Source organism: Virgibacillus proomii (assembly GCF_900162615.1).
Taxonomy (GTDB): domain Bacteria; phylum Bacillota; class Bacilli; order Bacillales; family Amphibacillaceae; genus Virgibacillus; species Virgibacillus proomii.
The window spans coordinates 914,743-938,217 of record NZ_FUFN01000010.1 but is presented as its reverse complement, the minus strand read 5'-3'; the positions used below and the strand labels follow the sequence as shown (position 1 = coordinate 938,217).

At 35.6% G+C, this 23,475-nt stretch carries 21 protein-coding genes and 1 pseudogene; 4 read left to right on the top strand and 18 right to left on the bottom strand.

Going from position 1 to position 23,475, the window contains the following annotated elements:
- Window positions 1–110: 110 nt before the first annotated feature.
- Entirely contained in the window at window positions 111–584 is a 474-nt protein-coding gene (locus BN1066_RS12160; RefSeq protein ID WP_077319760.1) for a DinB family protein, read from the top strand.
- A gap of 314 nt (window positions 585–898) precedes the next feature.
- On the opposite strand, the gene BN1066_RS12155 is transcribed toward BN1066_RS12160, so the two are convergent.
- Window positions 899–1,213 (bottom strand): hypothetical protein, encoded by a 315-nt coding sequence (locus tag BN1066_RS12155; protein ID WP_077319759.1) that lies wholly within the window; start codon window positions 1,211–1,213, stop codon window positions 899–901.
- Between the two features lie 133 nt (window positions 1,214–1,346).
- Window positions 1,347–2,240 (bottom strand): annotated as a pseudogene (locus BN1066_RS12150) (acetamidase/formamidase family protein).
- 230 nt (window positions 2,241–2,470) lie between these two features.
- Here BN1066_RS12150 and BN1066_RS12145 point away from each other — a divergent pair.
- Window positions 2,471–3,133 (top strand): HAD family hydrolase, encoded by a 663-nt coding sequence (locus BN1066_RS12145; RefSeq protein ID WP_179104379.1) that lies wholly within the window; start codon window positions 2,471–2,473, stop codon window positions 3,131–3,133.
- Between the two features lie 711 nt (window positions 3,134–3,844).
- A complete protein-coding gene (locus BN1066_RS12140) occupies window positions 3,845–4,441 on the top strand; it encodes an SCO family protein (protein ID WP_077319757.1) in 597 nt (198 codons plus the stop codon).
- A gap of 353 nt (window positions 4,442–4,794) precedes the next feature.
- Here the strand turns inward: BN1066_RS12140 and BN1066_RS20270 are convergent, their stop codons facing one another.
- The 10 genes from BN1066_RS20270 to zupT form a co-directional block, all read right to left on the bottom strand.
- Window positions 4,795–4,950 (bottom strand): hypothetical protein, encoded by a 156-nt coding sequence (locus BN1066_RS20270; RefSeq protein ID WP_179104378.1) that lies wholly within the window; start codon window positions 4,948–4,950, stop codon window positions 4,795–4,797.
- Between the two features lie 36 nt (window positions 4,951–4,986).
- Complete coding sequence (arcC, locus tag BN1066_RS12135) at window positions 4,987–5,922, bottom strand: carbamate kinase (protein ID WP_077319756.1); 936 nt, start codon at window positions 5,920–5,922, stop codon at window positions 4,987–4,989.
- A complete protein-coding gene (locus BN1066_RS12130) occupies window positions 5,915–7,348 on the bottom strand; it encodes a YlbE family protein (RefSeq protein WP_077319755.1) in 1,434 nt (477 codons plus the stop codon). The genes arcC and BN1066_RS12130 overlap by 8 nt, the downstream gene beginning before the upstream one ends.
- Window position 7,349: 1 nt before the next feature.
- Window positions 7,350–8,900 (bottom strand): acyl-CoA synthetase FdrA, encoded by a 1,551-nt coding sequence (gene fdrA, locus BN1066_RS12125; protein ID WP_077319754.1) that lies wholly within the window; start codon window positions 8,898–8,900, stop codon window positions 7,350–7,352.
- A gap of 172 nt (window positions 8,901–9,072) precedes the next feature.
- Window positions 9,073–10,005 carry an oxamate carbamoyltransferase subunit AllH family protein gene (locus tag BN1066_RS12120; RefSeq protein WP_077319753.1) on the bottom strand — a complete coding sequence of 311 codons (933 nt, stop codon included), beginning with the start codon at window positions 10,003–10,005 and terminating at the stop codon, window positions 9,073–9,075.
- Window positions 10,006–10,020: 15 nt separating this feature from the next.
- Entirely contained in the window at window positions 10,021–11,559 is a 1,539-nt protein-coding gene (locus tag BN1066_RS12115; protein ID WP_077319752.1) for a SulP family inorganic anion transporter, read from the bottom strand.
- An 18-nt stretch (window positions 11,560–11,577) separates the two neighbouring features.
- Window positions 11,578–12,255 (bottom strand): cysteine hydrolase family protein, encoded by a 678-nt coding sequence (locus BN1066_RS12110; protein ID WP_077319751.1) that lies wholly within the window; start codon window positions 12,253–12,255, stop codon window positions 11,578–11,580.
- A 1-nt stretch (window position 12,256) separates the two neighbouring features.
- Entirely contained in the window at window positions 12,257–13,786 is a 1,530-nt protein-coding gene (locus tag BN1066_RS12105) for a xanthine permease (protein ID WP_077319750.1), read from the bottom strand.
- 243 nt (window positions 13,787–14,029) lie between these two features.
- Window positions 14,030–15,670 (bottom strand): PucR family transcriptional regulator, encoded by a 1,641-nt coding sequence (locus BN1066_RS12100; RefSeq protein WP_077319749.1) that lies wholly within the window; start codon window positions 15,668–15,670, stop codon window positions 14,030–14,032.
- 866 nt (window positions 15,671–16,536) lie between these two features.
- Window positions 16,537–17,346 carry a zinc transporter ZupT gene (gene zupT, locus BN1066_RS12095; RefSeq protein WP_077319748.1) on the bottom strand — a complete coding sequence of 270 codons (810 nt, stop codon included), beginning with the start codon at window positions 17,344–17,346 and terminating at the stop codon, window positions 16,537–16,539.
- Window positions 17,347–17,834: 488 nt separating this feature from the next.
- Here zupT and BN1066_RS12090 point away from each other — a divergent pair, with 488 nt between their 5' ends.
- Window positions 17,835–18,923: an acyl-CoA dehydrogenase family protein gene (locus BN1066_RS12090; protein ID WP_179104377.1), complete on the top strand. Its 1,089-nt coding sequence runs from the start codon at window positions 17,835–17,837 to the stop codon at window positions 18,921–18,923.
- 397 nt (window positions 18,924–19,320) lie between these two features.
- Here BN1066_RS12090 and BN1066_RS12085 read toward each other — a convergent pair whose 3' ends face one another.
- From BN1066_RS12085 to BN1066_RS12060, 6 genes are read right to left on the bottom strand one after another with little or no spacing between them, the layout of a single operon-like run.
- A complete protein-coding gene (locus tag BN1066_RS12085) occupies window positions 19,321–20,739 on the bottom strand; it encodes a PTS galactitol transporter subunit IIC (RefSeq protein ID WP_077319746.1) in 1,419 nt (472 codons plus the stop codon).
- A 44-nt stretch (window positions 20,740–20,783) separates the two neighbouring features.
- Window positions 20,784–21,086, bottom strand: a complete 303-nt coding sequence (locus BN1066_RS12080; protein ID WP_077319745.1) for a PTS sugar transporter subunit IIB — start codon at window positions 21,084–21,086, stop codon at window positions 20,784–20,786.
- A 1-nt stretch (window position 21,087) separates the two neighbouring features.
- The gene (locus BN1066_RS12075) at window positions 21,088–21,585 is read right to left on the bottom strand and encodes a PTS sugar transporter subunit IIA (protein WP_218668077.1); all 498 of its coding nucleotides are present in this window, start codon (window positions 21,583–21,585) and stop codon (window positions 21,088–21,090) included.
- A 38-nt stretch (window positions 21,586–21,623) separates the two neighbouring features.
- Window positions 21,624–22,139, bottom strand: coding sequence for a galactose-6-phosphate isomerase subunit LacB (lacB, locus tag BN1066_RS12070; RefSeq protein ID WP_077319743.1), 516 nt, complete (start codon window positions 22,137–22,139; stop codon window positions 21,624–21,626).
- 15 nt (window positions 22,140–22,154) lie between these two features.
- Complete coding sequence (lacA, locus tag BN1066_RS12065) at window positions 22,155–22,583, bottom strand: galactose-6-phosphate isomerase subunit LacA (protein ID WP_077319742.1); 429 nt, start codon at window positions 22,581–22,583, stop codon at window positions 22,155–22,157.
- Window positions 22,584–22,602: 19 nt separating this feature from the next.
- Window positions 22,603–23,352 carry a DeoR/GlpR family DNA-binding transcription regulator gene (locus BN1066_RS12060; RefSeq protein WP_245799777.1) on the bottom strand — a complete coding sequence of 250 codons (750 nt, stop codon included), beginning with the start codon at window positions 23,350–23,352 and terminating at the stop codon, window positions 22,603–22,605.
- Window positions 23,353–23,475: the final 123 nt, after the last annotated feature.

Sequence of the window (23,475 nt, the reverse complement as noted above, 5' to 3'; positions counted from 1 at the left end):
CTTTGTCGACCTTGTCCCCTTTTATCCTCCTTTTTGAACACCCTTTAAAACTGTTTTCTAAGTAAAGGTTTGTTATACTAATTTCATAATGATCTTTAAGGGGGATGAACATGAGTCAAACTTTAGTTGAACAATTTGCATTTAACCGAAATATGCTATTAATGGAAATGGATAAACTGGATGAATCTCTCATCGATGTACAGCTAGAAGGATTAAATAACACCATCCGCTGGCAAATCGGACATATTTTAACCGTTGCTGAACAATTTTTATTCGGATTTCCTAATCAGTCAGCTCATTTACCGGAAAACTATGTTTCCCTATTTGGAAATGGAACAAAACCAGCTGATTGGCCAGAGGAAGTACCAAGTCTAGCTGAACTAAAAGATCAACTCAAAGACCAACTAAGACGGGTTATGGACTTACAGCCTGATTACTTTGCTACAAAATTGGAGAAGCCGTTTTTAGGGCAGGAAACGATTGGCGGTCTAGCAAAAGTAGCTGTTTTTCATGAAGCAAATCACAGTGGTCAATTACATACAATGAGACTGATTGCAGGATCAAAAGCGCAAGCGCTTAGCTAGTAACGTTGTACCAACGGCAGAGCTTCTGACGGGATAAAGGAACTTCATTCAAGGAGTGCTTTTCTCCTTGAATGTTAGTACCGCAAGGGTATGACCTAAAGGCCTTTGAACGAATCGGGGATTTAGGAGCCGTTTTTCTCATCATGTTCGCAACATCATTTGCATATTTTTGAATTGAGAAAAGTACGGATCCTTACATCCGGGATAAAGGGAAACTTCATTCAAGGAGTGCTTTTCTCCTTGAATGTTAGTACCGCAAGGGTATGACCTAAAGGCCTTTGAGCGAATCGGGGGTTTAGGAGCCGTTTTTCTCATCATGTTCTTAATATCATTTGCACATTTTTGAATTGAGAAAAGTACGGATCCTTACATCCGGGATAAAAGCAACATGCCCCTACAACAGGGGAATGCTGACACAACATTCTTAGGGAAATGTTTACACATGCTTTTTCCTTAAAAATTGCTTTCGTATTTTTTTCCATATTATCCAGTAGTTGACCATTGATTTCTTTTCGTTCTTCTTCCGTTAGTAACCGTTTTTCTTTTTCTACATATGCTAACTGCCAGTTTCCTAACTGAAGTCCAAATTTTACAATTTTAACGTAAGGAACTTGAAAAAAGTTTTTCACCAAAGAATATCTTTAAATCTTCTTCCATAAAACCCAGTAAATAAGCTGACTGTGATTGATCACCATTCATCTTAAAGGGAGATCCTTCCCCTTATAAACTCAACTCTATCTTTACTCACAACGAATAACATCTTTATTTCAATACATAATTATATTTTTCTAATACCCATACTGGAAGCTCCATTCTTGATGTCATCAGCGGGTCAACAATTTGACAAATTTTCAGATCTGCCCCTACTGATAGAAACATAGCTGCTTCATCGCTATCCATTTTTAATTCGTTAACAAGAAAAGTGTGCATATTTTTGGTTGCTTCCCCTGTCGCTTTGTCCAGTGTCTCGGCAGAAGCAATTGTCATTACATGATCTGGGTCAGCTAAAAAAGGTAGCGGATAAGGCTGTCCTTTAATAATACTAACTTTAACAGTAATTTCAGCAGGTATTTCCAAGCCACAGATGACTACCTCGCCATCTCCCCAGCATGTGCGTCCCCCATTGCCAAAAGTGCCCCATCTACATTTACTGGTAAATAAAGCGTAGCTCCTTTGCATATCCGCTTACAATCCATATTACCACCATGGTCTTTCGGTGTTCCAGTTGGTACCTCCTCATTACGGGGAGCAGTCCCAATAACACCAATCATCGGTTTAATTGGCAGTTTTAATTTTTCATTAAAATTGGCATAGCCATTTTCAACAGCGATGATTTTTGTTTTTTCTGCTGCTATCCTCTCTCCAAGTACTCCCATTTTAGGAACACGTCATAACGCCTTGATCTCTAATCTTAATATCAAGTATCTCTATCTTAAGCGTATCCCCAGGTTCTGCACCTTCTACATACAAAGGGCCAGTTGCCGGATTAATTTTGTCCCAGCCAACAGAACTAAATTTATCACTTTCGTTCTTAATCTGATTACTAAAACAGTCATAGGCTTCAAATAAGATTGTTTCACCTGAAGCCGCTGTTTCGACCGGTTTATTGTTCGGGGACATCGTTAAGATACATCTTTCCTTAGCAATTTTTTTCATTTTTTTGCCTCCTATTAGTAGATCATGAATAAAAAGTTATCTATAGCATACCCAGTTAATCGTTTTTAACAATACTCTCTAGTCATATTCTACTTTTTCTTTCCTTCTTGTAGTTAAGGATCGATGATTTTAATAGATGTAATTAAGCTTCACTGTTATAATAAGGGTGGTTTTACAGCTGTGTAGGACTGTTTATGGAAGTTCTAACTATACAACAAGGAGAGAAGTTAATGAACAAGATTCGTCAAGTTATTTTTGATATGGATGGCCTGCTTTTTGATACGGAGCGTATTGCTTATAAGGCTTTAAAAAAAGCGATGGGTCAAGCTGGCTATCAACTATCTATGGATATATATAGTTTAGTTATTGGATCAGGAGTTCAAGAAGAGGAAAAAATACTGCAAGGTGTATACGGGGATGATTTTTCCTTAAGCCTTGTAACGGAAAATTATCTAAAAGAATTTCAGCATATCGTAGAAACAGAAGGTGTTGGCATAATGCCGGGAGTACATGAACTGCTCGATATATTAGATGAACTTCATATCAAAAAATGCGTTGCTTCATCTAGCTCACTGACAACCATTAAACATTACTTAACAATGAATGAATTAACGGATCGTTTCGATTTTTATATGAGTGGTGAAGAAGTAGAACGAGGTAAACCAAATCCTGATATTTTTATTGAGGCATGTCGTCGAGCTGGAGAGAAGCCTGATACTGCTCTTGTTCTGGAGGACTCTCCAAATGGCTTAAGAGCGGCATATGCTGCTGGAATAAAATGCATCGTCATTCCTGATTTAGTTTCACCTAATCAAGAAATGAAAACAAAAGCTTATAAAATTGCAGATAGCCTATTCGATGTTCGAGATATGTTTCGTCGTATAAAATTATAGTATTTATGATCACAAATAATTTAGGGGGAAGGTATGAACAAATGACTTTCTCCTTTGCTTTTTACTGGTTATTTATAAATTGACCTTCATTCATTAGGGCTTTTATCTATGCAAAAAGCAGATCAAGGCTAAGATCAACGTCCTTTTAAAACCGTGATGTATTGCTACAGCAGTTTTTCTCATCCTTGAAAAGCCGCGATGTGTCGCTACCGTAGCAAATCTGTCCTTAAAAAAGAAGAACACTTTTTCTGCGTGCGATGTGTCGCTTTCGAAGTTTTTCTCGTCCTGTTAACCTAAACGAATCGGGCATATAAGTGTACCTTTATTTCCTGCTTGTAATTCTTTTTGTTCCCTATTGCTCTTGAAGAGAAAAAACATACTGTACTATAGATGCGGAATAAAATTTTACAAAGAATTCATAAAATATCACGCAGTTGTCATCTTTCCTTCACATATTGATATTGATATCCTTTTTATTCGTTAATACAATTTCGTTAAACTATGTTTTAATTTGTTATTAATTGTTATATCTATCTTTATGAGTTACTTAAAATGAGCTGGCTTGGGCTCATGTTAGCAAAACTTTTCATTTACTAAAATCATAAGAATCACTGTAATTAAGTTGTCTTAAGGGGATAAATACAACTTACGAGCAGTCAACCAAATAAATTGATAGAATAAAATTGATACATCTATGGGAGGAAGTTACAAATGAAAAAATATCTGGGGGTTATTCTACTAGCAGCAACAATTGTATTAACTGCTTGTGGGGGTGTAGAGGAAAAAATCGAACCAAATATATCGGAAGAAGTAAACGACTTCACTTTTACTACACAAGATAATGAAAAGCTGTCCTTAGAGGATCTAAAGGGAGACTATTGGGTAGCTGATTTCATTTTTACAAATTGTACGTCTGTCTGCATACCTATGACATCCAATTTGGTAAAACTACAACAGAAGGTAAAGGAAGAAAATATAAACATTCAATTTGTTTCCTTTAGTGTAGATCCCGAAAATGATACACCAGAGGTATTAACATCGTATGCCAAAGACTATAAAGCAGATTTAGATAATTGGACGTTTTTGACAGGCTATGATTTTCAAACCATTAAAGAGTTTTCTATTAAATCGTTTAAGAGCATGGTGGCTCCCCCACCAGAAGGTGAGGATCAAGTTACCCATGGAACGAGCTTTTTCTTAGTTAATCCAGAAGGAATGGCTATTAAAAAATATAATGGCGTACAAGCAGATAGTATGGATCAAATTCTCGCTGATTTAAAAGCACTTGGACTTTCCGAAAAAAAGTGATTTATACTACTGTGCCCTTTTGATGTAATTTTGTTTGAGAACATATCCAATATCATTTTCAAAACAAAAGCTAACTTTAAAACCTTAGCAAATAGACTGCTTTGTTGTATGTTTTATTTAAATTCAAATTTTTAAAATAACAGCTAATGCTTTTGTGGGCATTAGCTGTTTTCTTCTAAACAAGCATTGAACTCAATAGACACGATTATAGTAGCTTTTATCCTTTATTTGATCACATTATTTCAAGCACTGCCACAATTGCCATTGCTAACCAGTTATAGATAGATGTTCAGTATTTGAAAATTTGCCAGCTTCTGTACGATCAGCTTCCATTGATGATGGAAATGTTCCTTTTACAGACTTTGCTTAACTACAATCATTTGTGGAAGAATATTGTTTAACTCATTTAAAAACCGAATATCTTTTAATTGTATCCCAAAGCTATCCACGATGCGGAAATGAGGGTAATCACCTAAATAAGTAAAGAAGCTGATACAATGGACTTTCATTATATCAGCTTCATCGTTTATAAATTTACGTCCCCATTATTTGTATATCGTAGTACCTGTTTTACCTAAAATCGCTTCTTTAGCTTTATTTAATGAGGTGATGATTGCTTTTCTTCCTGAGCGTCCCTGCACAAATTGAATGGCAGCCTGAACTTTAGGAAGCATGCTGCCAGGTGCAAACTGTCCTTCAGCAATATAGTTATTTGCTTCAGCAATTGTCATTTGGTCAAGATCTTGTTGATTAGGCTTTCCGTAATTGATCGCTATTTTCTCAACAGCAGTAAGAATAAAAAGAAAATCAACATCTAATTCATTTGCTAGACACTGACTAGCAAAATCTTTGTCAATTACCGCATCTACTCCTTCTAAAGCATTTGCTTCCCTCTCAATTACAGGAATACCGCCACCGCCTATGGTAATCACAATATGTCCAGCATCTACTAAATCAGCGATAACTTCTTTTTCCACTACTTTAATTGGCAGAGGAGAAGGAATTACTTTGCGATATCCTCTGCCAGCATCTTCCACATAAACATCACTTGTTTCTTTCATTAATTTTTTCGCTTCATGTTTAGATAAAAAGGATCCTATTGGTTTAGTCGGATTTTCAAAAGCTGGATCATCCTTATCGACTACCACTTGGCTAATAATGGTGGATACAGATTTATGAATGGATCGATTTAATAATTCTTCTCGTATTGCATTTTGTAAATGATAGCCAATATACCCTTGACTCATCGCTCCGCACTCTGCAAACGGCATTTTAGGAATTTTCGTATTTGTTTTGGAACCATAATCAAATGCTATATGAATTGATCCTACTTGCGGCCCGTTGCCATGAGCAATAATTACATGATGCCCTTGCTCAATCATATCCGCAATCGGTTTAGCAGATTCTCGTACGAGCTCAAGCTGTTCTTTGGGGTTATTACCAAGTGCATTACCTCCAAGAGCAATTAACACTTTACCCATTATTTCCGCCCTCCCCGTAAACTTCATAAAAACGCATTAATCCTTTTTCAAAACATGCTTTTGGTGGGTGAACAATACCTGCGCCAATTTGACCAACACCGGCAATTTTACTAGCCATTCCAGTATTGATAACAGGTAAAATTCCCGTCTCAATGACTTTTAATACGTCTATTCCAAATGCAGTACCGCGAAAGTCTAGTGTTGGAATGGAGAAATTACTGTTTTCACTAACTGTAATATCATACATTTGTTCACTGTAATGAATGGCATCTGCTACTTCACCACCAACAAATTGAACAATTGCTGGAGATCCACCCATTGCAAAACCGCCAATTCCCATCGTTTCTGTAATCGCACTATCCCCAAGGTCAGGTGCAGCATCGTCTTCTGAGAAACCAGGGAAAAATAGTCCCTTTACAAAATTAGCTGGTGCAGTAAACCACTCCCGTTCACCAAGCCCGCTAACGCGAATGCCAAATTCTACACCATTTCGCGCCATCGTAGTGACAACTGTAGAATAAGGAACCCCGTGACCTGCATCTAAAGCAGCTTTACAAGCCGGCATAGAAAGGTTTAGATAGTAATGTTCATTATCCTTAATAAATTGCATCACCTCACGCAATTGTTCTGTATCTAAATCCGTTTGTAAAAAGTAATCGGTAATTTCACGATAAAAAAGACTGGTAGAAGCTTTATTACGATTATGACATTCATCACCCATATGCAATGCTTGGGCAGTTATTGATTTAAGATCAATGCCATCGCTTAATGCCAATGCTTTTTTCAATGCTTTTGCATAAACGTCTTTGATCCATTTCAAGCGCTGAATAACATCCTCGGAAAAAGCACCAAATCGTAGCACTTTTCCTAATCCTTCGTTTACTGTACAATATGCTTTATTTCCATGAGTTCTGTTTTCAACAACATGCACTGGCATGGAGGGGGACACAATACCTGCCATTGGTCCTACAGCTGAATGCTCATGACACGGAGCAAACTCAATTTCACCGTTTGCAACTAAAGCTTTTGCTTCTTCCTCATTATTCGCTAGCCCTTCGTAAATTAATGCTCCGATTATGGCTCCTTGAACTGGACCAGCCATATTTTCCCATGCAATTGGAGGACCAGCATGAAGAATCATGTTGCTATGCATTCTTGGAATTACGTTTTTAGCTAGATCAATATCTACTAAAAATGGATGAGCCGCTTTTATTCGGGAAACCGCTTCTTTATTCGCATTATCTATTCTTTCATTGTCTTGGAAATAGTCTAATGCATGAATTAATTCCATATTTCCTCCGGCAGGTGGCTGCCAATCGAATTGAATTGCTTCTGTTCCTTGTAAATCCAAATCATCTTTAAATGTTGACGTACCGATATTAATAACATGCAGCTTTTCGTTAAATAGATCTTGGATGTTACTCATGTTAATTTACCTCCTTAACAAGCATGGTTGCAATTTTAGTTGCCATCGCATTACTGTCAGCTACATAAACACCCATAGCTTTGAGTTTCTTTTCTTGTTGTTGATAGTCTTGCTTATCTTTAGAAGTTCCACATATATATGCAACAACTGGTAAATACCTTCCAGCTTGTGTAGCCATTTGTTTAGCTTCTTGAATTGCATCTAGACTGACCCCAACTGGATCTTCATGTGAACCATATCCCAATTCAAAGTCCAGTAACAATACGGCTGTTTCAGGATCTTTAGCCTCTGCAACAATTCGTTCATTTCTTAAGCTTGGATCAATCATTGGGTGTGGTTTGCCTTTCGTAAAATCATCATCACCTAAATCAAGTAAGGTATGACCTGTACTCGTATGAACGTCATTTAGCTTTTCTGCTTGTTTTTTGGCAACATTACTTTTTACTTTTAATCCAGCATCACGAATGAGTGATAATGCTTCTGAAGTTAAAGTACCACCACAGAAAAGCCCTCTAATATATTGTTGCGAATTTGCTATTTTTTTCTGTTCTGCTTTCGCCCAACTAGAAGCTGTTTTATCAACTTCTGAATCGGTCTCGCTTTCTGGATCGATCAATTTAACCGCTTGACGTGCAGCATCAATTAAAGTCGGAGAAAATACAGCCCCAGCCTCTTCAACTTCATGTGCATCACCATCTAAGAAACAGACAACTACTGGCTTTTGACATTTTTTAACCTCAGCTAGAATTTTTTCCTGAACTTTTGGAGCTGGCGGCTTAGAAATTAATGTGATTACTTTTGTTTTTTCATCAGCTTCCAACGCTTTAAGCCCTTGAAGCATCATGATTCCGCCAATCTCCTCATGAAGATCACGACCTCCTGTTCCAATTGCTTGTGTAATCCCATAGCCAAGCTTGTCAATTTGCACTGTAACCTCTTGTAATCCTGTACCTGAAGCAGCTACAAGGCCTATTTCTCCTTCACTCACCTTATTTGCAAAACATAAACCAGTATGATTAATAATTGCTGTTCCACAGTCAGGCCCCATGACAAATAAACCTTTTTCTCTGCCTAATTCTTTTAGTGATCTTTCATCCTCGATCGAAACATTGTCACTGAAAAGCATGACGTGCATTCCTTGCTTTAATACTTGTCTAGCCTCTCGCGCAGCATACTCGCCCGGAACGGATATAATCGCCATATTCGCTTCTGGCATCGCATTTAAAGCTGCATGAATGGTTTTAACTGGCTGGTTACCGTTTTTTTCTTTTTTAGATTTTTTTGCAGTTAATTCTGTTTCAATAAGTCCGATAACTTCTTCTACACGCTCATCGGAATCCGCTTTTACAGCGATAATGAGATCATTTTCTGTTGCAGTCTGTACTTTTTCTGTCATTAACCCTATATTATTTAATAGCTCTTTATTCATTTGTGTAGCCATTGACACAACAGCTTGTTCGACACCATCATACTTTTTAATTTTTCCAGATAAAGACATTAATGTAACGGAATCATGGTACGTATTTGGTATTACTTTTACAATTGAAGCCATTCGAAATTCCTCCTTATATGAATGAAAGTTAAAAATGCGTTAATAGAGTCTAGTTCCTGATATTAACGATTTTCGTTTCCTATTGATTTTTTATGTTGTAAAGTCATCTGCCATTTACTGAATACGAGGGTTAAACTGGCTTCGCAACAGTCAGAAAAGGTACAATTCCAACCTAATCCTCAAGCAGAATTCGCTGCTTTAATAATTGCCGGTATGCAAAGCTTACGCCGATTAACATATCGGTCCCGGAAGTTGAACCAATAGATAGGACTTGCTGTAATGGCTTCGTTGGATGATGATGAATATGTTCAAGTAAGTCGAGTAAAGCGTCATTAACATAACCGAAACAGCAATTTTCTAACATAAAATAACTAATATCTGTTGTTCTTCTTTTTAAAATGGATAAATTAACGTTGCCATTGCTCATAAAATCCTGATATAAAGAAAAACCGAAGTAATGCCATGTTGCCAGTAAACCAGTAAGGAAATCATCGCCTGATGGCGTTAATCCAACCCCTAAACCGGCAAAACAAAACATAAATTTTTCGAGTTGTTGGTTTTCTATTTCTTCTGTAATGGTTTTAAACCCCTTAACAAAAGGTTGAAAATAAATATTAACGATGCTGCTTCCACTTACCGTTTCACTTCGCCCAATCACATGCTTCCAGGCAGATAACAGTCCACCGTTTCGACCATTTGCCTGGATAAATGCATCGATATAGGCTAAATGTGACTCTGATAAAGCTGGTTTCACTTGGGAAAGGGATGAAATCTCCCTTTCCCAGTGTTCTGAAGACATATAGCTCCATTGCCAGCCTTTTATTTGAATCGCTTTTCCACCAACTTTAACGACCGGATTACTAGGTTTTATAGATGAACACATAGCATTAAAGCTAATTTCATCTGTTGTTTTCATCATTTTTGGAGCTTGAATAATTCGGTCTTTTGCTAGAGAAAAAAGCATGCTGCCATCATTGGAAATGAAATTGATCACCTTGTCAAAAACACTGTGAACATTTCCAATTTGTTCACCTGTTTGAAGTTGGTTGAACCAATCAAGTAAATGCTTATCCATTACATGAATTTGGCAAAGTTTATTTTTCATACAATCACCAATTGATTATGACTTAAGCTCCTTTAATTCATCTTTATCACGATAGAAGTAAAGCGCTAGTAAAGTAATCCCCATTGCAAGATAGCCTAATGCACCTGTCTGACCTGCACCAAAACCAATTTCAGGAGCATGAATCAAGCCAACAAAGGATAGAGCAGCAGCTACAAAGCTATATATAGCGGCAAGTTTATACTTTTTATCAATTAAAAATATGACAATTGTAATTAACATCATCGATACGAGAATATCAGAAGATCCTAGCGTATCCCAACCAACATATTTAATACCATTATTGGCAAGTACATCAAAGCCTACTGTAGCTGCATCCGTACCTGCTGCGGCTAAAGCATTGTCAACCTGCTGAATAATATAACTTGCTACAAAGGGAGTTAACCCTAAGAACATCGCCGGCATATGTTCTACTTTTGCTGTACTGTAAGCTTGGGTACCAATCGTCATTGTAATATATACAAGGATTGGAAGTAGGGCAACTAACGGAATAATGGACATCATTAATGGCAATAAACCGATAAAGGAAATAATGATAACACCAACGCCTGTCGCCATCGAATAGCCTACACGAGCGCCAGCCTTTTTCCAACCTGGATGACCGATATAAATAATGGTTGGAAAAACACTTCCAAGTGCTGCTCCAAAAAGGGTTAATACCCCTGGAACAAGCAGTGATAAAGTCGTAGGGTATTTATCTCCACCAACTTCAGCACTCTCGATATTATCCAAACTTTCAAGAAAATCATAAATTGCTAAAGGTATAGCAGCAGCTAAAAATGGTGATAAATAAGCAAAGCCTTCAGCTAAATGTCCGAGTGCAAAGCTAGGGTATGCAAGGGAGAAGCCACTAGCAGCCTCTTTTACAGCAGCTACATCCATGTACCCAGTTACCCAAGCAAGGATCATTCCAATTAATATCGCCAATAATCCAGCTGGAATATTACCAGGTAATTTTTTATGTGCTAACCATCCAGCAAGAACAATGACTAATGTTATCAGTCCAATATAAGGTGTAGTAAATATTTCTCCCATTGGATTCATAGCAATATACGTTAGAGCAATACCAGCCAAAGAGCCTAACAAGGCGCTACGCGGGATATATTTTTGAATATAAGGGCCAACAAAGGCGCCTAATGTCATGATAATTCCTTGGACTAAATTCCAAGCAATACCTACTGACCATGCCAGCACCCAATCTTGGGTGTTGGCATATACCGGTAGCATGACAGCAAACGATACAACAAAATAATGTGGTACACTTAACCCATATGGCAGTGCAGTAACATCATCACGGTTTTCTCTCAATGATTTTCGTCTAGCCTGAATAGCGAAAAAGATTCCGCCAATCCCAATGGTAAGCGCTGCTGCCGGAACGATATGCCCATATACAATATCTCTCGGCATGTTAATGGCAACAAGCAGTCCTATTGCAGCAAGGAAGTTTGTTAACACATTACTAAACAGTCCGAAAAATCCATTAATATCTCCTTTTACAAACCATGGGGTTCCTAGAATTTGTTTAGAGTTACCCATATTTTCTTCTCCTTTCTGCTATTTACTAAGTGCTTCAAGTAAGTTTTTTGATGGTGCAGTCCAACCGAATATGCCACCTTGTTGATGAATCATACGAATTGAATCTTCATGATCTCTCGGATCAAAAGCAGCTGAACAATCTTCTAGTAATAAGCAATCAAACCCACGATCATTAGCTTCTCGGATCGTTGTTTGTACACAGACATGTGTAGTAACTCCGCCAACTAATAAATTTGTAATTCCTTTATTGCGTAAAATTATCTCTAAATCAGTCTGAAAAAATGCTCCTTTCCCGGGCTTATCAATGATTACTTCACCTTCAACAGGAGTAAGTTCATCGACAATATCATGACCATATTCCCCACGAACTAGGATTCTTCCCATCGGCCCTTCATCGCCAATACCTGCTCCCTGCTTTTTACCACGAGCTAATTTATTTGGCGGGCAATCGGTTAAATCCGGGCGGTGACCTTCACGTGTATGGACAACAAATAATCCTTTTTCTCGAGCTACTTCCAATACATTTTTAATGGTTGGTATAATGGAACGTGTTAATGTAATATCATTTCCCAATTTCTCTCCAAAACCGCCTGGTGCACAAAAATCACGTTGCATATCAATAATTACTAACGCTGTATTATCTAAATTAAATTCAAAATTATAAGGTTTTGCTTCCATCGAATATAATTTACTCATTTTACAATTCCTCCATGTTGTTTGTGTTTTGTTTCACACAAATACTTAGTAAAATCAGTCCTACCACTGCATAGCTAATTGCAGTTTCCCAGCCAACGCCTATGCCAATTTCTTTATAATGAATGATTCCAAAAAACGATAAAATCGTTCCGATTAAACATACCACCGCACCATTTTTAAAGTTTTGATCGATAATAAACACGAGAATACTCGACCATATCATGCCAATAATAATAGCACCTGTTCCTAAACTAAGGAGTCCGCTATACTCTAAACCAGCAGTTGCTATGGCGGCATAACCAACCTCTAGAGCCGATGTATCCGCACTCGTGAAAGCAGTATCGACAATATTTTGCCCCCAGTTAGCAATCCAAGGGATCATCGCTAAAATAACAGCTGGTGCATATTTCATATCGACATGCTGAAATGCTTGAGCTCCGATAATTAGTCCAATATAGATTAAGATCGGTACAATCGCTTCAAGCGGAATGATCGTTAACAGTAACGAAATTAATCCAAGCCAAGTTAAGACTAAGATAGATAATCCAGTGGCCCATGTATAGCCGATTCGGGCTCCTGCTTCTTTCCAGCCAACATGCCCGATAAATACCGCAGTTGGGAAAGGGCTTCCAAATAGGCTGGCTAATATTGTCGTAGAACCATCGGCAATTAAAGCTTGTTTAGTATTATAGCTGTCACCAGCGACTTCCGCACTTTCAATATTATCAATCGTTTCAAAAAAATTATAAATTCCTAAGGGGATTGCAGCGATTAAAAATGGCCCTGCTGCAGAAAAACCGTCGATAATTCGCTTTACTGAAAAAGTAGGTACACTTAGTTGTATTTGTTTCGCTGACTCTGTAACAGCACTTATATCCATATTTCTTGTTATCCAGCCAATAATAGTACCTATGATGATAGCAAACAAACCAACTGGTATCCGAAATGGTAACTTCACTTTACCAAACCAGCCAAGAAAGATAATGGCTAATGAAATGAAACCAATATACGGGAGATCAAATGTCTGCATTGCTGGAGTCATAACGATAAAAGTAAGTGATACACCTGCCAGTGAACCTAGCATGGCTGCTCTTGGCAGTACCTTTCTGACTTTCGCTCCAATTAGGGAACCTGATAATTCAATAATCCCTTCTACAAATCCCCACGCTAACCCGGCAAACCAAGCAATATAAGGGTCTCCTGTTTTCCAATACACTGGTCCCATAATGAGAAACACAATTAAAAACATATGTGGGACACTCGTACCAGAAGGCAATGCCGTTACCGTATCTCTTCCTTCTTTTTTTGCTAATCGATAAGCCATCCAACTATAAATAAGGCTACTAGCAAAGATTGATAATCCAACTGCTGGAAGAATTTTTCCATAGGTAATTGCAGCTGGGATACCGATTGAAATATTTAATAGACCTGCCATCACTAATAAATTCGTTAAGTTATTCGTAAACAAACCAAAAAAACCATCAATATCTTCTCGATGCCACAATTTAATTCGACTAACTGCCCCGCCCATGGCGATTCACTCCCTTAAAATAGGGTTTTCTTTTTAAAGCTGTGACCTCCTCATTATATTTAATTTTGTTAACTCTCACCTCTTTCCGTTTCTTTGTTACAATCATCATACCAATGATTGAAAGAGTATTCATTAGCAATTTTAAACGAATAAAACTTTATTTATTGTAATAAACCAACAACGAAATCCATACTAGTTGACAACGTTAAAAACATTGCCACAATTTTATATACTATTTACTGATTATATATTTTTTTGCGATTTTAAATATAAATATAATTGAAAAGCAACAGCTACTTGCGTCATTTCTAAACCGTCTTCTCCTTCTATCCCCAACTCTTTTAGTTTATTAATTCTATAACGCAACGTATTGTAATGAATGTACATATCGTCTGCTGTTTTTTGTAAATTATAATTATTTTTAATGTAATATTTCAGTGTTTCTAATAAATTTCCATTTTTTTGTTTATCGTATGTGATAACTTTTCCTAATTTTTCTGTTACTAATGCTTCCAACACATCTTTATCTTGTACATAGTGAAATAAGCGGAATAAACCCATATCCTCATAAAAATAGACAAATGACTTCCCAGCTAACTTCCTTTTATAAATATCAAAAACTAATAAGGAATTTTCATAGGCCTCTTTTAACTGTTTCATATTATAAATGGTCTCTGAAATACTGATTCCAATATGACAAAGTTCTTTAAAATTGGAGATAATTAAATCACTTGCTCTTTTTAACTTTTGTTTTAACCTTTGCTCAAATACAATGCTGATAAAGCAAACTAAAGAATCGTTATAGTAAACAACTTGACAGTTATCTATTGGTGTATCCAGTATTTCAGATAAAATTCTCTCTATTAAACCTGAATCAAGCATTCGATAGTAAATCGATAATTTTTTTGCACTATCCGTAATATTTGATTTTATGCTTAAAATAACCGTTGGAAAATAAAAAGCCCATTTAAATACCTTCGCTTTTTCGATAACTTCTGTTTGTGATGTATAATGATTATTAAAAATATCTCTAATAAAGCTATATAAGTAGTTCCTCTCTTTTTGCAGTAAAGCTTTTTCTGTTTGAAATAAGAAAGCTACAAGAAAAGATGCTTGTTCAACAGCAACAATCAAGTTTTCAGTTGCACCTTTTCCTTTATTTAAAAGTACAAGCAAATAACCAAACTTATTATCTCCTGCAAAAATAGGCTGAATAAATAAATCACCTTTTTCATATGTGACATCATTAACTTGAACAGTGAAGTTCATTTTAAAAAGCGATGAATCAGTTGAATGATCAGCATAATTAAAATCTATATTATTTTCGTTTTGATCAATAGAGGTGACAATACATGTTAAGCTGTTATCCAGGATAATTACTGGAGCCTCAATGATATTTGCAATGGAGTAAACAAATTCACTTAAATCTGCTCCTTCCAATAATAAATTTAGCAATTTTTGGTGAAGCCGATCCCGAAATTCTAACACAGAAGTTCTAGACCCTAAAAGTTCAGATAAAATTTGATTCGTTAAATTAGATAAATTAGCATCATCTGGTAATTTCATTAATGGTAAGCTAAATTCGTCCGCCTGTTTGATCATACTTTCAGGGATTGCCTCAATATACCTTCCTGGCTTTATCGCTATTCCCGCAAGCTTTTGTTTTGCCAATCTAGGAATAAGCGAATTTATTTGTGTTTCGTCATCAGCAATTGGATATAATGTAGTTAATAACAACCCATTTGCATCGATATAGGCATCTATATCTGGAACTTCCATAAAGTAAACATTTTCCACCATGCGCTCTAAACCTTTACTTCCCGCTATCAGCTCTACCTGTTTAAATCTTTCCATTTCTAATACGTCTTTAACAGTTATATACATCGATAATCTCCTTATGATTGTCTGTAAGAGCATCACTATCCAGACAAATAATATGTTATTATATGTGTGCTTACTCAAGCCATAATACGCTAAATATCTCCATAAAATCAAGGTTCTAATGAATAATTCACTATTAACTAATCTGTCTTTATTTTACTTTAATAACATTCGATAAAAGCATTACTACTAAAATTTAGAAATGGATAAGGCAAGACTTAAAACGTAAACCGTTCTCTTGATACCCAATATGTGATGAAAATTTTTATGAATTATCATGCTGGAATCTGTCATTCAAAGGTTTTCTAAAAGTACAAACTGTTGTGTTAAGTAGTAGTAGTAGTAGTATTGCTAAGTAATTACTACAATCTATACAAGCGCTAAAAATCGCTGGGAATGTCTGCAATCATCATAATAAACAGATAATTCAATCTGGAAAGGTATGAAGGAAGGAAAAGGAATTGTTGGGGGTTATTAAAGGTGATTCGGTTCTACGAATGGCTAACTTATTGTAAGTGAAGCTTCACCCATAGAGCACTTTTCCCAAAGGAATTGTGCGAATAAGAAAATAAGGCCTTACGAACCGACATTCGGGCTCCTATCTAAGCTCACTCGTCGAGTAAAGCGATAAGGTTGGAGATGAAGCCGATAATTCTCACTAGCCTTATTTAATTTAATACAATCTTGAAGAAAGCAATTAATTCCTACAAAAAAGTTACTATTTGTCTATAAATATGCCATAAAGCTATTTCTACTACTTCCTTCTTGGAAGCAGTAGATAACGAACAGTTATTTAATTACATCATGAAAATATATAGTGAAATAATTCACATATAATTTTCTGAATAAACAACCTTTCTACATGCTTGTTACATTAATAACAAAATACTTATTGCTATAACTGCCATTCCACAGATAAGACCATACATTGATAATTGTGCTCCATCATATTTCTTCGCAGCAGGTAACAACTCATCTAAGGAAATATATACCATTATTCCAGCAACCATAGCGAAAATAATCCCGAACATCGTATCATTTAGAAATGGCATCAATAGTAAGTATGCAGTAATAGCACCAAGCGGTTCTGTAAGACCTGTTAACAAGGATATCCGAAAAGCTTTACGTTTATCATTTGTTGCATAATAGATAGGAACAGCAACTGCAATTCCTTCGGGTATATTATGAATGGCGATGGCAACCGCAATAACTACACCTAGGACTGGATCCTGAAGTGCTGAGACTAATGTAGCAATACCCTCTGGAAAATTATGAATCGCCATTGCAATTGCTGTAAAAGTACCCATCTTTAATAGTTCAGCATGTGGCGCTTTATTGGATTGGTTCCGATTCACCTTACTATCTATTAATTGATGAGGGTCATTTTCTTTTAAAATACATTTATCAATAAACATAATTAAAATCATTCCAGCAAAAAATGAAGTAACTGTAAGCCAACTTCCCATTTTTGAGCCAAGTTCAGCAACTAATGACTCTTGAGCCACTGGAAAAATATCGACTAATGAAACATAAATCATAACCCCAGCTGAAAATCCTAATGAAAATGATAAAAACTTTGTATTAGAAGTTTTAGTGCAAAAAACAAGTAAACTTCCTATGCCTGTTGATAGACCGGCGAATAATGTTAATAAAAATGCAATGATTACTTCTTGCTCCATAGTATATCTATTGTCTCCTTTAAAAATAATATGTGATTAATTTCACATGAATAGGTATAATTTGTTAACAAGTCTTATTGCAAATAGAAGGAAAGTAATCCTTCTTTACAGGATCTTCTTTGACCACAATAAGATATGCAGATCGTTTTCTTGTTTTATGTTATTTTAATTGCTAATTAATTCAAATTTGATGACACAAATCTAATTGATAATGAAAATCATTCACGTTTTTTATCATAATACTATTTCTTACCTAAGTCAATTGGTTATCGATTTATTTTTATTACCGATGAAAACAATGGATATGATAAATAATTTTCTGGAGGTTCTTTCTTTTATGTTATCTCTCCTTACACTATCTTTCATTGATCTTACTTATTTCCAAAAGAGGAACCTTTATACCTCCTACCACCGCAATGATGATAACGTTCTCGGCAGACTTATTAACTTTATTAATGCTATACTTGAAATAAAAAAGGATGAAAATGTTGATATTTACAGAACAAGAAATCAAATGGATACGATCTGAAGTAACAGCCAGCGACAAAACAAAATACATTACGGATAACCTGTTAGCATTTATCTATGAGAAAAAACTATTTAAATTAATCGTTCCAGAAGAAGTAAATGGCTTCATGCTAGATTTTCCGCAAGCCATTCGTACATTTCAAGAGACTTCGCGAATTGATGGAACGTTTGGCTGGTTAGTAACGATCGGTTCAGGCGGAGGAATGTTTGTCCCTAACTTTACGGTAGAAGCAGCGAAAGCTTACTACTCACCCAAGCAAGCGGTCATTGCAGGAAGCGGTTTTCCAGCTGGTACAGCAAAAAAAGTGGATGGAGGATATATTGTAAACGGAGAGTGGCTTTATTGCAGTGGTTCACAATATGCGTCTATTTTTACTGCTACATGTAAGGTAGAATCATCTGGATCAGAAAAACACCCCCGGCTTCTTTCTTTTATCTTTGAACCAGAGCAAGTAAAAGTTATGGAAGATTGGAATGCAATCGGTTTAAAAGGAACAAGTAGCCATACCATTTCTATTACAAATCAATTTGTACCCGATTATCGCACATTTTCTATTATTAAAAAACAAAATAATAATTACTTGGATAACATCTATGATTTTCCTTTTTTAATGTTTTCAGAAGCCTCCTTTACAGCAATTGTGCTTGGGATAGGAGAACATTTTTTAGAAACAGTACAACATTTCTTAAAAGAAAAGAAATCATTGTGGGGTGATGATCGTTATATGTTGATAGATGAAGTCTATCAACGTGAAAAAGACCATTGGCGTAAAGCTCGAAATTTATTTTATGATCAAGTACATGACAGTTGGAAAAAACACCTTCAGAACAAAAGGCTAACTGCAAAAGAACAAGCGTATTTTGGCTTTATCTGTAGAAAAGCTGTTTCTACAGTATTAACTTGTGTAGATACCTTATTTAGATTAATTGGTATGCAAGCCGTCAAAGAAGAATCACTTATAAATCGAATTTGGCGGGATCTTCATACAGCTGCTCAGCATGCATTTCTCACACCACAAACAAAAGAAGATATTTTACCTTTAACCTGAATGTTGTAATTACAAAAATACAGGAAATAGTATAGAAAATCTATAGCTTAGAAAACTTGGTAGTACCAGCTTTCGTGCATGATTCCCTATTTATCCTTATACGTTGAACATTACATTTTTCACGTGTCAAAACTGTCATATTAAATATTATGTTTACTAATCTATATCCTAATCACAAAACAATATCCTGTATCCTCTCAATGAGTGATACAGGATATTGTTTTGAATAGAATCACCTATTTTTTTCTTTATATGTCATCAAGCTAAATACAACTTTCATTTATTACACGTAGATTAGAAAATCTTTTGGTTGATTGTACTCATTGTACTTTGTATGAACTGCAAATAATTATTTGATCCAAGCCTTGTTGCTTACTATTTTTTAACATATAAATTTTTACGCTGCTTCTTCTTGTTTATTTGCCTCGTATTCTTTGTTGCGTTTTTTCATTTGCTTTATATACCAAATAAATAGTAAAATATAACCACCTAGAGCTCCAAAAGCAGCCAGAATAGATTTAAAATTAAAGTCTGCCCCGGCTTTACCTATTAAAATAGCAATAAACTTTTCCACTGGACCTTCTAAAGTGGAGTGGGTAATTAAAGCACCTTCTTCTAATCCAGCTGGGGCAGCACCTACTGATGCAGCTGTCTCTGTTACAAACGGAGCAATTACGGTTCCGGACCATAAAAATACAGGAATCATAATCGTACCTATTAATATCATTCTAATAATCTTTCCGCGGCAAACCACTAGCAATGCAGGTGTTAAACCAATAGCAATAATTCCTCCTAAAGGAAGGATCCCATTACCGGGTAAGATTAATGCTATACCCAGCATAATTGGTGCGAGAATATTAGCAGCCGCCCACATTTCAGCTCGCGCAGCCACGAAAGGCCAATCGATTCCAATATTGAATTTTCTTCCTTGTAGGCGGTTACTCATAAAATCTGTTATTCCCTGAGATATAGGTTCCATAGCTGAAATAAACCATGTTCCTACTATAGAAAAGAGTTCGAGAGAAACTCCGCCAATAAATGCTAATGTAAATATGGTTGTAACGGACTGTTGACCGAGTAATCCAACAAAAGCTCCTAAATAAATTCCAATTGCAAACTTACTTCCCCAAAAACCGATCTTCTCATTTAGCCAAGCTGCATCGAAATCATATTTATCAAGGAATGGCAAAAACTTTTCAAACAACTTATCAAAAAACATAATTAATGGATTGAGCATAAAGTTTAAATGCGTCGTTGTGGTTGGATTTGTGTCAGGCATATCCAATAAATCATTAAATGTCGGCTTCATTATATCAGCATTAATAAATTTCATTACTCCTAATACAATTACAAGGATTGTTGCTAAAAACAAATTATCTGAATAATACATAACAAGAAGTCCAATAATGGATAAATGCCAAAAATTAAATATATCGACATCTAACGTATCCGTTTTATTTATCACCAGCATAATCAGATTTACAATTACGAGTATGAATAGAAAGAACAGCGTGTACGCAGATCCCCAAGTTATCGTTGCTAATGGTGCCCATCCCACATCCGTTATCGTTAATTCGATTCCCGTAGATTTAACAAAATCTTGCAGTGCGGGAGCAAAGTTTCCTGTTAAAATGTTTATTACTGCACCAATTCCGGTTAAAGCAATCGCTAGTTTAAGTCCTCCCTCAAGCGCCTTACTTACCTTAACCTTCATAAGTATAGCTATTAATGATAACAAAATAAACATCATTGGAGCGGCACCTAAATCAATTAAGGGTTGAAATATTTTGTTTGCAAAATTAATTATACCCTCCATATTGTTCACACATCCTTTTTTATACTAAAGATTAAGTGATAACGTTATTTATTGACCTTTTTGATAGCGCTTTCTAATTCATTAAAAACTGGTGCTGCCATTGCAGGTATACGATAAAGAATTGGTCCAGCCTCTACAACTGGAATCTTAATATCAAAGCCAAATTTCGTTTTAGAAATTGGTGTAAAAATATCATATTGATTCATCATCTCTTCTGTAATATCTTTTATTACTACTGCATCTACTTTTACGGTATAACCACGCTTCTTCATTTCTTCCTCAATTGCCGTTTTAATTTGATGACTTGAATTAATCCCAGCACCACAAGCTGCAAGTATTTTTATCATTTTATTGCACTCCTTTTATTTCCATATTTTCATTGGTTAAAAATTGATAAATCTCTTCTTTGCTATCTAACTGTTCTAATTTCTTCATGTTTTCTACTGTAGTAAAAAAACTCATTAATTCAGAAAGGATATTTGTTTGGTTTCCTTTTTGATTGTTAATAATAAAAAACAAATATTTCACATCAATTACCTTGTCAGGTGCAATCATATTTTGAAATAAAATAGGCTTTAGCAACTTCACCAATACGATACATTTACGAAGGCAAAATTCTGGTTCCGTATGAGGTATAGCAACATTTGGAAGACCTTTGCCCACGGGACTCAAATCAAGTCCAGTAGGGTAGTTATTTTCTCTTTCAATAATAGATTTAGTAAATTTCTCTTTTACCACCCCTCTTTCATGTAAACGTTTTCCAACAAGAGTAAATATCTCGCTTTTTTCTTGCACATTTTCAATAAAAATCAAATTCTTATCATACAATGATTGAATCGCTTCCAAAGAATCACCTCCTTTAATCTCCAACATTCAAAATATTGTTAATCTTGATACAATCCTTTATCCCACTTTTCGATAAATTCATCAAACATGTGATTAGCGTCTATTGCTTCTTCACTCATTGGAATGGAATCTATTTTACTGATTAGCGCTTTGTTTTCTGGTGTTGTTTCATAGTTTGTTTCTAAAAAGACATCAATTGCATCCTCTATCACACCAATCCCTAGAATACGACCTCCCATAGCTAAAACATTGGCATTTAAATTTTGTTTCGCATATCTCGCAGTTTCAATATCCTTGACTAATGCAGCTCGGATACCTTTTACTTTATTTGCACTGATTGAAATACCTACTCCAGTCCCACAAATGACGATCCCAAGATCCGCTTCACCTAAAACAACTTTTTCTGCTGTTTTTCTTCCAAAAATAGGATAATGCGTACGTTCCTTATCATAGGTTCCATTATCAATAACCTCATGACCTTTTTTTGTTAAATAGTCTGCTACATGATTTTTAATTTCAGTGACTATATGATCACATCCAATTGAAATTCTCATGTTAACGGTCCTCCCCTAGCACATTTTATTTAGCATATCTACTCTAATCTGGTGTCGGCCTCCATCATATGTTGCTTGGAGAAACCTGGCACAAATACGCTTAGCCAATTTTTCTCCAACGATTCCTGAACCAATAGTAATAATAGATGTATTATTGTGACGAACCGTCATTCTGGCGGAGTGTTCGTCAAAAACATTGGCACAAATAATACCTTTATATTTATTTGCTGTGATTGATGAACCAACACCATACTCATCAACAACAATTCCTCTGTCAGCTTTACCTTCATTTATCATTTTAGCTACTTTGGAAGCAGCCTCAACAAAATCGTAGTCTTTGCTTTTCGTTACATCGATGATTTCATAGGGATGATTTTCTAAATATTTTTTAAGTTTTTCCTTTAGTTCAATTCCAGCCTTATCACTTGCAATGGCGATTTTCATTCTCAAACCTCCTAAAGAGCTAGTTTATTATGTTGCATTTATTTTTATAGAAAGTTGTATATTCTATCGGCAGGTTTTTGTCGGTAATAATTGCAGTTATATCTTCGACTGGACAAATAACCTGAAATGCCTCGACTCCAAACTTCGAACTATCACTTACGATATATGTTTCTTTTGAATTACCTATAACCGTTCGCTGAATTGCACCTTCTTCCTCATCTGCAGTAGTAATAGCATTTTTAAAAATTCCATTTGTACCTATAAACGATTTATTCACTTTAATATCTTTTATCCAATTCATAGTCAAATACCCGATAAATGTTTTCGTTCGTTCCCTTAATCTCCCGCCAATCAAGACAACTTCAAATTTTTCCGCATTCTGAAAGCGATTAAAAATAGAAATGGAGTTCGTTATAATTGTTGCTGAGTTAACGTTAATATAATCGTATATAAAACCAGTAGTTGTCCCAGGGCCAATAAATACAATGTCTTCATCTTCAATTAATTCAGCCGCTTTTTTAGCTACGTATTTTTTTTCTTCTACATTTAACGTTTCTTTCTCCATGTGAGAGAGCTCAATGTAATTATTTTTAGGTTTAAGTTTTGCACCACCATGAATTCGAACAATTTGCCCTTGTTTTTCTAGATCTACTAAATCTCTTCTTATTGTCATCTCGGTTACATTTAGTTTTTTCGCTGTATCCGAAACTTTTATAAAGCCATTTTCTTTTATTAAATTGATAATTTTTGTCTGTCTACTTTCCTTCACATACATCACCACTCAATGTTCTAAAATGTTCGTTTTTGTTCTGTAATGTTATTATACAATGAAAGCACTTTCCATGCAATAACTTTTACATAGGTTCACATTTTGTTTGAAATTGTTTCTAAT